Origin of the sequence: Paenibacillus sp. FSL H7-0943, from assembly GCF_037963265.1 — a bacterium.
Lineage (GTDB): Bacteria > Bacillota > Bacilli > Paenibacillales > Paenibacillaceae > Paenibacillus_AQ > Paenibacillus_AQ odorifer.
This window is the reverse complement of the sequence record NZ_CP150148.1, coordinates 88,900-101,599: the sequence shown is the minus strand read 5'-3', so window position 1 is coordinate 101,599 and position 12,700 is coordinate 88,900. Positions and strand designations below refer to the sequence as shown.

The 12,700-nt window shown below is 47.0% G+C and carries 6 protein-coding genes and 3 rRNA genes; all 9 read right to left on the bottom strand.

Annotation, left to right across the window (positions count from 1 at the left end; translation table 11 throughout):
- Positions 1-20 precede the first annotated feature (20 nt).
- Complete coding sequence (gene pdxT / locus NSQ55_RS00460) at positions 21-617, bottom strand: pyridoxal 5'-phosphate synthase glutaminase subunit PdxT (protein ID WP_076130391.1); 597 nt, start codon at positions 615-617, stop codon at positions 21-23.
- A gap of 18 nt (positions 618-635) precedes the next feature.
- A complete protein-coding gene (gene pdxS / locus NSQ55_RS00455; protein ID WP_036679980.1) occupies positions 636-1,517 on the bottom strand; it encodes a pyridoxal 5'-phosphate synthase lyase subunit PdxS in 882 nt (293 codons plus the stop codon).
- Between the two features lie 112 nt (positions 1,518-1,629).
- The gene (locus NSQ55_RS00450; protein ID WP_076187220.1) at positions 1,630-3,024 is read right to left on the bottom strand and encodes a D-alanyl-D-alanine carboxypeptidase family protein; all 1,395 of its coding nucleotides are present in this window, start codon (positions 3,022-3,024) and stop codon (positions 1,630-1,632) included.
- A 125-nt stretch (positions 3,025-3,149) separates the two neighbouring features.
- On the bottom strand, positions 3,150-4,607 hold the full coding sequence (gene guaB, locus NSQ55_RS00445) for an IMP dehydrogenase (protein WP_036679982.1): 1,458 nt from the start codon (positions 4,605-4,607) through the stop codon (positions 3,150-3,152).
- Between the two features lie 432 nt (positions 4,608-5,039).
- Positions 5,040-5,156, bottom strand: a 5S ribosomal RNA gene (gene rrf / locus NSQ55_RS00440).
- A gap of 128 nt (positions 5,157-5,284) precedes the next feature.
- A 23S ribosomal RNA gene (locus NSQ55_RS00435) occupies positions 5,285-8,210 on the bottom strand.
- A 262-nt stretch (positions 8,211-8,472) separates the two neighbouring features.
- Positions 8,473-10,030: ribosomal RNA gene (locus tag NSQ55_RS00430) — 16S ribosomal RNA — on the bottom strand.
- Together the 16S, 23S and 5S rRNA genes form the textbook arrangement of a ribosomal RNA operon.
- A gap of 406 nt (positions 10,031-10,436) precedes the next feature.
- Complete coding sequence (gene lysS / locus NSQ55_RS00425) at positions 10,437-11,954, bottom strand: lysine--tRNA ligase (protein WP_248549700.1); 1,518 nt, start codon at positions 11,952-11,954, stop codon at positions 10,437-10,439.
- Between the two features lie 253 nt (positions 11,955-12,207).
- The gene (gene greA / locus NSQ55_RS00420; RefSeq protein ID WP_036678719.1) at positions 12,208-12,687 is read right to left on the bottom strand and encodes a transcription elongation factor GreA; all 480 of its coding nucleotides are present in this window, start codon (positions 12,685-12,687) and stop codon (positions 12,208-12,210) included.
- Positions 12,688-12,700: the final 13 nt, after the last annotated feature.

Here is a 12,700-nt window from a genome sequence, read left to right as displayed (position 1 = left end):
TGAAAGAGTCAGAATGTTCTTTATATGCGATTTTGTTGTTGGACTTCCCTATTCGCCTCTACCATATCGGCAAAATATTGGTGCAGTCTGAAATCATCGGTCAGTTCTGGATGAAAAGAAGACACCAGCAAGTTCCCTTCGCGCGCGGTTACAATCTCATCATTATAGACTGTAAGCACATCAACTCCCGGTCCTACCTCGTTGATAAGCGGTGCACGTATAAATACAGCACGAACCGGCTCATCAATGCCTTTAACCTCCAGATCACATTCAAAGCTTTCCCGTTGGCGGCCGAATGCATTCCGGGCTACGGTAATATCCATCAGCTCCAAATGCCCCGGTTCACCACCGGCAATTTTTTTGGCCAGCACGATCATACCCGCACATGTGCCAAAAATAGGCTTTCCCTGATCAGAAAAATCACGGATGGCTTCTATGAAGCCATATTTCCGCATTAGCTTTCCAATCGTTGTACTTTCTCCGCCGGGGATAATCAGGCCTTCAACTTCTTCTAGCTGCTCCACACGCTTGATAGGCACGCCTTCTGCACCGGTCTTCTCTATACTAACAATATGCTCTGTAACAGCGCCTTGAAGCGCCAATACTCCTATCTTCATCCTACAACCTTCTCTCTATTAACGGCCACGCTCCGACATACGTTCAGCCGGGGTGAGAGTTGCAATATCAATCCCCTTCATTGGTGCACCAAGGTTCTTGGATACTTCAGCAATCAGTTTGTAATCAGTATAGTGTGTAGTGGCTTCAACAATCGCACGCGCAAATTTCTCAGGATTGTCCGATTTAAAAATACCCGAACCTACGAATACACCATCAGCACCCAAATGCATCATAAGAGCAGCATCGGCAGGAGTAGCTACACCCCCAGCGGCAAAGTTAACAACCGGCAGTTTGCCAAGCTCATGCACTTCGAGCAACAGCTCGTAGGAAACTCCCAGGTTCTTTGCTTCATTATATAGCTCGTCCTTAGACAAATTCGTTACTTTACGGATTTGACTGTTGATAAAGCGCATGTGACGCACGGCCTCAACAATGTTGCCTGTTCCTGGTTCACCTTTTGTACGGATCATGGAGGCACCTTCGTTAATACGTCTCAGTGCTTCTCCCAGATCCTTCGCTCCACATACAAAAGGAACGGTGAACTCATGTTTATCAATATGGAATACTTCATCAGCAGGAGTAAGAACTTCACTCTCATCCAAGTAATCAACACCCAAAGATTCTAGAACTTTCGCTTCTACATAATGGCCGATACGAGCCTTAGCCATAACAGGGATACTTACCACCTTGAGAACCTCTTCTACAATTGTAGGATCGGCCATCCGTGCTACACCGCCAGCTGCACGAATGTCAGAAGGTACGCGTTCCAGAGCCATAACAGCAACTGCACCAGCAGCCTCAGCAATTTTTGCTTGCTCTGCATTCATGACGTCCATAATGACGCCGCCTTTTTGCATTTCTGCCATGCCTCTTTTAACTCGCGATGTACCTGTTTCCATGTCCTAACCCCCCGAATGATCTATCTTAATCTAACTTGTAATTTTACCCCAATGAAGGGAAATCTACAACCCATTTACTCGGATTTACTGCTGATTTCGACACCAAACTGCATTAGAACAAGTTCTTGATCCCTGAAAATAAATCACCGAAGAAATCGCCAATCGCTCTAAGGAACAACTTGAACCAGCCAGCTTTCTCAGCTTCCTCTACAGTGATCAGATTAACTGTTTTCTCCTGTGCTGCTTGCATGCCTTCAGCCTTGTAGGAATAGGTAACTTTACCTACTTTAGAGGACTGAGCTATAGGAGCAACCAAAGTTGCAGGGTCATTTGTTACAACAGTTGTAGTAACTTCAGGAGAAACAGTTCCCTTAGGAACAATGAAAGAAACTCCTTCATCAGTAACTATAGAAACATCTTTATTCTTTCCTTTCAGTACCGGAACTGTTTCCGTGCCAGCAATAACAGCCTTCGGAGCTACAACCTGTTTAATTTCAAAGTTGTTAAATCCGTAGTCGAGCACTTTTTTAGTTTCTGTGAATCGATGTGCCTCTGAGTTAGCACCCATAACAACACTGATTAGACGCATTCCATCACGCACAGCAGTACCGGTAAAGCAGTTACCTGCATTTGTGGTATGGCCAGTCTTCAGTCCATCTAGACCTGGATAAGCATATGCCTTAAAGTTGGGAATACTTTTGTTAGCTTCCAGCATCCAGTTGTAGTTAATGATCGGCGCTGTATCCCGATCACGGAATTTATAAGACTGAATCGTTGTAAATTCAGTGAAGTCCGGGTGGTCAGTAACTATAAATTTAGCAAGAGTAGCTGCATCTCTAGCTGACATTACAGTCTCTTTATCAAGATCAGGACGGAATTTCTTCGGCATGTCTGCCCGATCAAGTCCGGTTGAGTTAATAAAATAGGTATTTTTCATGCCCATTTTCTGTGCAGTCTGATTCATTAGTTCTACGAATTGTTCTTCTGAACCCGATACCAATTCTGCCAAAGCAACCGTGGCATCATTCGCCGATCCTACAGCCATCGCTATGTATAGCTCTTTAACCGTATGTTCATCTCCAGCCGCCAGAAAAATTCGTGATCCGACCTGTTTGGAAGCATTCTCTTGAATGATAACCTTTTGATCCCAAGAGATGTCTCCTTTTTTCACGGCATCAGATACAAGATATTCAGTCATCATCTTGGTCATACTCGCAGGTGGGAGTGGTGTATCTGGATTTAGAGCCATAAGTACTTGGCCTGTAGTTGGTTCTATTAGAATAGCAGAACTCAATTCCAAGTTAAGAGATTCCACAGAAGGGATCTTAACTGCGTTGGTCTTGGGTGCAGTTTCAGTAGCAGTTGCGGCACCTTCGGTTGTAACCGGAGTTTTGCCCGCTTCAGCCAATGCTGGAATTACAGGGTTCATTAACATATTTAAAAGCAGACCTACAGTCGCTGTCTTAATTACAATTTGCTTACCATTAAATTTTCGTTTGTGCTTCAATGATTACGACTCTCCTTTAAATCTCATATCAATAGCTTGTTCTATTCTAACACAGGGGTACCCGCAAAAAAAGACAGACAGGACGAAATAGTCCTGTCTGTCCAAAAAATAATACGGTTAGTCCATTATACGGAATAGTTTGGAGCTTCTTTTGTAATTTGCACATCATGCGGGTGGCTCTCACGAAGTCCAGCACTTGTGATACGAATGAAAGAAGTATCGTTACGCAGTTCTTCCAATGACTTTGTACCGCAATAGCCCATACCTGAGCGCAATCCGCCGATCAATTGATGAACAGTGTCAGAAAGAGGCCCTTTAAAAGCAATACGTCCCTCAATTCCTTCAGGAACGAGCTTTTTATCATCATCTTGGAAATAACGGTCTTTACTGCCTTGTTTCATGGCACTCATGCTGCCCATACCACGATATACTTTAAATTTACGGCCTTGATAAAGCTCAGATTCCCCTGGGCTTTCTTCTGTACCCGCAAACATACTTCCCATCATTACAGCATGAGCACCCGCTGCGATAGCCTTAGTGATCTCCCCAGAATACTTAATACCGCCATCAGCGATAATAGGAATTCCGTACTCACGAGCAACTGTCGCACAATCATAAATGGCTGTAACCTGAGGTACGCCGATACCAGCGATAACACGTGTTGTACAGATCGATCCTGGTCCAATACCTACTTTAACTACAGATGCACCAGCTTCAATAAGTTCACGGGTTGCTTCACCTGTAGCCACGTTACCAGCAACAATCGTAAGATCAGGATACAACTCACGAATTTGGCGAACCGCTTCAATTATATTAATGTGGTGACCATGTGCAGAATCGACGACGATCAAGTCCACACCAGCTTTTACTAATGCTGCAGTACGTTCGAAGGTGTCTTTAGAGATACCAACAGCTGCTCCAACAAGTAGACGGCCATGTGCATCTTTGGCTCCGTTAGGGAATTGAATAGCTTTTTCAATATCCTTAATGGTGATGAGACCCTTAAGAATATTATTCTCGTCCACAAGGGGAAGCTTCTCGATCTTATGACGTTGCAGGATACCTTCTGCTTCCTGAAGGGTTGTACCCACAGCAGCTGTTACAAGATTCTCATGTGTCATAACTTCTTTAATTTGAATATTGAAATCATGAATAAAGCGTAAGTCTCTATTAGTCAGAATACCGACAAGTTTATTGTCACTGTCTACAATCGGCACTCCGGAAATGCGATATTTACCCATTAAAAGCTCTGCATCAGATACCATATGTTCTGCCGTAAGTGAGAATGGATTCGTAATAACTCCGCTCTCGGAACGCTTCACACGATCTACTTCTTCCGCTTGCTGCTCTACAGGCATATTCTTGTGTATAATCCCGATGCCACCCTCACGAGCAATTGCAATGGCCATGGCGGCTTCTGTGACTGTGTCCATACCTGCACTCATAAGTGGAATATTCAACTTCACATTCTTACTTAGAACTGTGGTCAAATCCACTTCTTTAGGCAGTACCTCAGATTTACGCGGAACCAGCAGCACATCATCAAAAGTTAGACCTTCTTTACCAAACTTATCTTTCCACACCTGGGTCATTCCTCCTCGGTTGTTTTAAATTATACCCGCCTACAAACTTTATGAAAGAAGAACCTTTGACTCCAGTCCATTCACGACAGACAATTCTGTACATCTGGGGGCTGAACAAGTGTAGATCTTCAATTAAGGTTTGAGATGCTTATCCAAAAATATATTATTGCCATCTTAGCAAAGGGCATTTGGACTGTCAAGAACATTACATCATCAGAGTAGGTATTCAAAAAACGGCCGCTGAGTAAGCGAATTATTGGACGTTAGTCCGTGCTGGGCGGACAATTTAGTGTGTAAAAAATTCACAATGCATCTCTGTTCACCTTTTAAGCCACGCTTATCTCCATCTTAGTATCTCAAAATATAGCCTAATGAATTCTTTATTTACATAACAAAAAGACCACTGTCGATTACTCAACAGTGGTCTTGTGTGCTTGGCAACGTCCTACTCTCCCAGGACCCTTCGGTCCAAGTACCATCGGCGCTGGAGGGCTTAACGGTCGTGTTCGGGATGGGTACGCGTGGAACCCCTCCGCTATCGCCACCAAACATGCGTCTGTGAAACAGACGCTGCCGCGTGAAATTCGGTTCATCACCTGAAGTGACAATGAATTTCTAAGCGTGTTACAGGCTTGATGCCTGAAAACTGAATCCGAAACGAATTTGCATTCTACGTATAGGATAAGCCCTCGACCGATTAGTATTGGTCAGCTCCATGCATTGCTGCACTTCCACCTCCAACCTATCTACCTCGTCGTCTTCAAGGGGTCTTACTAATTGGGAAATCTCATCTTGAGGGGGGCTTCACGCTTAGATGCTTTCAGCGCTTATCCCGTCCGTACGTAGCTACCCAGCCATGCTCCTGGCGGAACAACTGGTGCACCAGCGGTACGTCCATCCCGGTCCTCTCGTACTAAGGACAGCTCCTCTCAAATTTCCTGCGCCCACGACAGATAGGGACCGAACTGTCTCACGACGTTCTGAACCCAGCTCGCGTACCGCTTTAATGGGCGAACAGCCCAACCCTTGGGACCTACTTCAGCCCCAGGATGCGATGAGCCGACATCGAGGTGCCAAACCTCCCCGTCGATGTGGACTCTTGGGGGAGATAAGCCTGTTATCCCCAGGGTAGCTTTTATCCGTTGAGCGATGGCCCTTCCATGCGGTACCACCGGATCACTAAGTCCGACTTTCGTCCCTGCTCGACTTGTAGGTCTCGCAGTCAAGCTCCCTTATGCCTTTGCACTCTGCGAATGATTTCCAACCATTCTGAGGGAACCTTGGAACGCCTCCGTTACTCTTTAGGAGGCGACCGCCCCAGTCAAACTGCCCGCCTGACACGGTCCCCGTACCCGGTAAGGGTACTAGGTTAGAACCTAGATACGATCAGGGTGGTATCCCAACGGCGCCTCCACCGAAGCTTGCGCTCCGATTTCTACGGCTCCCACCTATCCTGTACAGATCGTACCCAAATTCAATATCAAGCTGCAGTAAAGCTCCATGGGGTCTTTCCGTCTTGTCGCGGGTAACCTGCATCTTCACAGGTATTAAAATTTCACCGGATCTCTCGTTGAGACAGCGCCCAAGTCGTTACGCCATTCGTGCGGGTCAGAATTTACCTGACAAGGAATTTCGCTACCTTAGGACCGTTATAGTTACGGCCGCCGTTTACTGGGGCTTCGGTTCATAGCTTCGGGTTACCCCTAACCACTCCCCTTAACCTTCCAGCACCGGGCAGGCGTCAGCCCGTATACTTCGCCTTGCGGCTTCGCACAGACCTGTGTTTTTGCTAAACAGTCGCTTGGGCCTTTTCACTGCGGCCCCCTCGTGCTATTCACACTACCGGGGCACCCCTTCTCCCGAAGTTACGGGGTCATTTTGCCGAGTTCCTTAACGAGAGTTCTTCCGCGCGCCTTAGAATTCTCTTCTCGCCTACCTGTGTCGGTTTGCGGTACGGGCACCTTCTCCTGGCTAGAGGCTTTTCTTGGCAGTGTGAGATCATGACCTTCGCTACTACAATTTTCGCTCCCCATCACAGCCCAGCCTTAATGATGTGCGGATTTGCCTACACATCAGCCTCACTGCTTAGACGGACATCCATCAGTCCGCGTCACTACCCTCCTGCGTCACCCCATCGCTCATAGCGGATTACGGTGGTACAGTAATTTCAAACTGTTGTCCTTCGACTACGCCTTTCGGCCTCGCCTTAGGTCCCGACTTACCCTGAGCGGACGAGCCTTCCTCAGGAAACCTTGGGCTTTCGGCGGATCAGATTCTCACTGATCTTTTCGTTACTCATACCGGCATTCTCACTTGTGTAGTGTCCAGCGCTCTTTTCAGTACACCTTCAACCCCTACACAACGCTCCCCTACCCCAGATACATAGTATCTAGCCATAGCTTCGGTGGTGTGTTTAGCCCCGTTACATTTTCGGCGCAGAGTCACTCGACCAGTGAGCTATTACGCACTCTTTCAATGGTGGCTGCTTCTAAGCCAACATCCTGGTTGTCTGTGCAACTCCACATCCTTTCCCACTTAACACACACTTGGGGACCTTAGCTGATGGTCTGGGCTGTTTCCCTTTTGACAATGGATCTTAGCACTCACTGTCTGACTCCCGGCAATAAGTATATGGCATTCGGAGTTTGACTGAGCTTGGTAATCCTTGCGGACCCCGCACCCAATCAGTGCTCTACCTCCACTACTCTTATACCGAGGCTAGCCCTAAAGCTATTTCGGGGAGAACCAGCTATCTCCGAGTTCGATTGGAATTTCTCCGCTACCCCCACCTCATCCCCGCACTTTTCAACGTACGTGGGTTCGGGCCTCCAGTGCGTGTTACCGCACCTTCACCCTGGACAGGGGTAGATCACACGGTTTCGGGTCTACGTCCACATACTAATTCGCCCTATTCAGACTCGCTTTCGCTGCGGCTCCACCTTCTCGGCTTAACCTTGCATGTTAAACGTAACTCGCCGGTTCATTCTACAAAAGGCACGCCATCACCCATTAATAGGGCTCTGACTTTTTGTAAGCACACGGTTTCAGGTTCTATTTCACTCCCCTTCCGGGGTGCTTTTCACCTTTCCCTCACGGTACTGTTTCACTATCGGTCGCCAGGTAGTATTTAGCCTTAGCAGATGGTCCTGCTGGATTCATACGGGGTTTCACGTGCCCCGCACTACTCGGGATCCGTCTCGGAGAGAACACAGTTTAGGTTACAGGGCTTTTACCTCTATCGCGGGCCTTTCCAGACCTCTTCACCTACCATATTCCTTTGTAACTCCATGTGAGACGTCCCACAACCCCTAAGAGCAAGCTCTTAGGTTTAGGCTGTTCCGCGTTCGCTCGCCGCTACTGACGGAATCACTATTGTTTTCTCTTCCTCAGGGTACTTAGATGTTTCAGTTCCCCTGGTCTGCCTCTACATTTCCTATGTATTCAGAAATGAGTAACTGCGAATTACCACAGCTGGGTTTCCCCATTCGGACACCCCCGGATCAAAGCTTGCTTACAGCTCCCCGAGGCAGTTTCGTTGTTCGCCACGTCCTTCGTCGGCTCCTGGCGCCTAGGCATCCTCCGTGTGCTCTTATTAGCTTAACCTTGATTTTTCCGCAGGAAAATATCATACGATGACATTCTCTTTGGAATCATCTCACTAATAACATTTACTTGTTTACACAAGTTGCTAAAAGATGTTCTAAAACGCAAATTCGTTTCGGTATCCAGTTTTCAAGGATCAAGTCTTACTTGAGAGCTTAAACTCTCAAAACTGAGCAACGAGTGAGTAACAGGCCTAAACCTGAGTTTTGGAAGCTGAGCTTCCGATTTGAATGTCCTCATTGCAGAGAACGATTCTCCATAGAAAGGAGGTGATCCAGCCGCACCTTCCGATACGGCTACCTTGTTACGACTTCACCCCAATCATCTACCCCACCTTCGGCGGCTGGCTCCCTTGCGGGTTACCCCACCGACTTCGGGTGTTGTAAACTCTCGTGGTGTGACGGGCGGTGTGTACAAGACCCGGGAACGTATTCACCGCGGCATGCTGATCCGCGATTACTAGCAATTCCGACTTCATGCAGGCGAGTTGCAGCCTGCAATCCGAACTGAGACCGGCTTTGATGGGATTGGCTCCACCTCGCGGCTTCGCTTCCCGTTGTACCGGCCATTGTAGTACGTGTGTAGCCCAGGTCATAAGGGGCATGATGATTTGACGTCATCCCCACCTTCCTCCGGTTTGTCACCGGCAGTCACTCTAGAGTGCCCAACATTACTTGCTGGCAACTAAAGTTAAGGGTTGCGCTCGTTGCGGGACTTAACCCAACATCTCACGACACGAGCTGACGACAACCATGCACCACCTGTCTCCTCTGTCCCGAAGGCCGCTGCTATCTCTAGCAGATTCAGAGGGATGTCAAGACCTGGTAAGGTTCTTCGCGTTGCTTCGAATTAAACCACATACTCCACTGCTTGTGCGGGTCCCCGTCAATTCCTTTGAGTTTCAGTCTTGCGACCGTACTCCCCAGGCGGAGTGCTTACTGTGTTAACTTCGGCACCAAGGGTATCGAAACCCCTAACACCTAGCACTCATCGTTTACGGCGTGGACTACCAGGGTATCTAATCCTGTTTGCTCCCCACGCTTTCGCGCCTCAGCGTCAGTTACAGCCCAGAAAGTCGCCTTCGCCACTGGTGTTCCTCCACATATCTACGCATTTCACCGCTACACGTGGAATTCCACTTTCCTCTTCTGTACTCAAGCCACCCAGTTTCCAGTGCGACCTCAGGTTGAGCCCAAGGTTTAAACACCAGACTTAAATAGCCGCCTGCGCGCGCTTTACGCCCAATAATTCCGGACAACGCTTGCCCCCTACGTATTACCGCGGCTGCTGGCACGTAGTTAGCCGGGGCTTTCTTCTCAGGTACCGTCACTCCGGTAGCAGTTACTCTACCGGACGTTCTTCCCTGGCAACAGAGCTTTACGATCCGAAAACCTTCATCACTCACGCGGCGTTGCTCCGTCAGGCTTTCGCCCATTGCGGAAGATTCCCTACTGCTGCCTCCCGTAGGAGTCTGGGCCGTGTCTCAGTCCCAGTGTGGCCGTTCACCCTCTCAGGTCGGCTACGCATCGTCGCCTTGGTGGGCCGTTACCCCACCAACTAGCTAATGCGCCGCAGGCCCATCCCTCAGTGACAGATTGCTCCGTCTTTCATTCTTCTCTCAGGAGAAAAAAGAAATTATCCGGTATTAGCTACCGTTTCCGGTAGTTATCCCAGTCTGAAGGGCAGGTTGCCTACGTGTTACTCACCCGTCCGCCGCTAAGTTATTTTGAAAGCAAGCTTTCAAAATAACTCCGCTCGACTTGCATGTATTAGGCACGCCGCCAGCGTTCGTCCTGAGCCAGGATCAAACTCTCCAATTAGTATTGAAAAGAGCGATATGCTCATTTTGAAACATCTGACGAGAAAATTAATTCTCTAATTTTGGATTTCACTTACGTGATTTCCTACTCACTCGTTGTTCAGTTTTCAAAGATCAAGTTCTCGTTGGCGCCGTTTAATGTCTCAGCAGCAACTCTTATACTATATCATGTTCGGCTATTTAATGTCAAGCTCTTTTTTTAACTTCTTTTTCGAGCTCGGCATGTGTACTTCTTGGCCGGACTTAGAATATATCATGTATAGAGATGCATTGCAAGAGTTTTTTTGAAACTAATATTAAATCTCTACATTCTATAGGAGCGATGAAGTGAAAGCACTGCTTCTAATCAACAGTAGCTGAGAGAACTGCCCTTAGACAGCTCCCTTAAGCCCTGTGTTCTATAGATACTATTCAGTACGGTTACGCATATGTGGAAACAGCAATACATCGCGAATCGATGCAGAATTAGTAAGCAGCATGATCAAACGGTCTACGCCGATTCCCAGTCCGCCAGTAGGCGGCATACCATATTCCAGGGCGCGGATGAAATCATCGTCCATCTCATGAGCTTCGTCATTACCTTGCTCTTTCTCCTGGATCTGTGCCTCAAAGCGTTGACGTTGGTCAATCGGATCATTCAATTCACTAAATGCATTAGCGTGCTCACGACCCACAATAAACAGCTCAAAACGATCGGTAAAGCGTGGATCCTCATCGTTTTTCTTCGCAAGTGGTGAAATTTCAACAGGGTGTCCCATTACAAAGGTTGGCTGAATTAGAGTTTCCTCTACAAATTGCTCGAAGAAAGCGTTAAGGATATGGCCGAACGTCATATGTTTCTCAACAGGCACACGATGTTCTTTTGCCAAAGCTTGTGCTTCGTCATCTGTCATGTGAATGCTGAAATCAACACCGGTTACTTCTTTAACAGCATCAACCATAGTTACACGACGCCATCCTGGAGACAGATTTACCTCTTTGCCTTGGTAATCCAGCAGTTGTGTACCTAATACCTCTTGGGCAATATGTGCAATCATATTCTCCGTGAGATTCATGATGTCCTTGTAGTCGGCATATGCTTCGTACAACTCAATCATAGTGAACTCTGGATTATGACGAGTCGACATTCCCTCGTTACGGTAGACACGACCGATTTCGTACACTTTTTCCAAACCGCCAACGATAAGGCGTTTCAAGTGAAGCTCGATAGCAATCCGCATATACAGCTGCATTTCAAGTGTGTTGTGGTAAGTAATAAATGGACGCGCAGCTGCTCCACCGGCGATCGTATGAAGTGTAGGTGTTTCAACTTCAAGATAACCAAGTGAATCCAAATAACGACGCATCGATTGAATAATTCTTGAACGGGCAATAAAGGTCTGTTGAACTTCCGGATTAATAATCAAATCAACATAGCGCTGGCGATAACGCAGTTCTACATCTTTAAGACCATGATATTTTTCAGGAAGTGGCAGCAGGGATTTGGACAAGACTTCGAGATTATGCACTTTGATGGAGGTCTCGCCTGTTTTGGTTTTGAATACTGTTCCACGAACGCCGATAATATCTCCCAGATCGAGAACATTAAACGCCGCGTATTGAGTTTCAGGAATGCTGTCTTGACGAACATAAAGCTGAATTCTTCCGCTAAGGTCCTGGATATGCGCAAAGCTGGCTTTACCCATAACGCGTTTTGCCATAATACGCCCAGCAATGCTCACTTCAACAGAAAGCTCGTCCAATTCCTCTTTGGAAAGTCCATCATACTTAGCTACGATATCGCCAGCGTTAGCTGTGCGCTCGTATTTTTTGCCAAAAGGATCAATACCAAGTCCTCTTAGCTCGTCCAGTTTGGCACGGCGGATCTGCAAAAGCTCACTAAGTTCGTTCTCTGCATTGTCCACATTGTTCATTTCCTCGGTCATGCGATTCATCCCCTTATAACTCAGTAATATCATATACACAAGAAGAAACGGCTCCGTCTCCATAGTTAGAGGACAGTCCCGTTCCAGCTCAAAATATAAGCAGTTTGTTTTACCTATCGTTTCTGGATGATTTGAAAAAAGCTTCCCTAAGGAAGCTTTCCCAAACATGTTCCCTTACCTTATCTACCTATGTACAGTGAAATGACTAATACATATGGCAGCACATCTATTTACAGACATCAAGGTCTGTATATTACTTCATTCTGATATCGAGAATTTTATATTGAATAACTCCTGCAGGTGTAGAAACATCAACTACCGTACCTATTTTTTTTCCGATAATAGCTTTGCCTACCGGACTTTCGTTGGAAATCTTGTTATTCAGTGGATCAGACTCTGCTGTACCTACGATCGTATACTCCATAGTGTCCCCATATTCCAAATCCTCGACACTTACAGTAACACCAATACTTACTACGTCAGTAACGATCTCGTCGCTATTGATGATACGCGCGTTGCGAAGCATCTTCTCCAAAGTGAGAACGCGTCCTTCGATAAAAGCTTGCTCATTCTTCGCGTCTTCATACTCCGAGTTCTCACTGATATCTCCGTAGCCAATCGCTACCTTAATCCGTTCAGCAACCTCACGGCGTTTTACGGATTTGAGGGTCTCCAGCTCATCTTCCAGACGTTTTAGCCCGTCCGGCGTAAGGATGACTTCTTTATCGCTCATCTCAACCGATTCT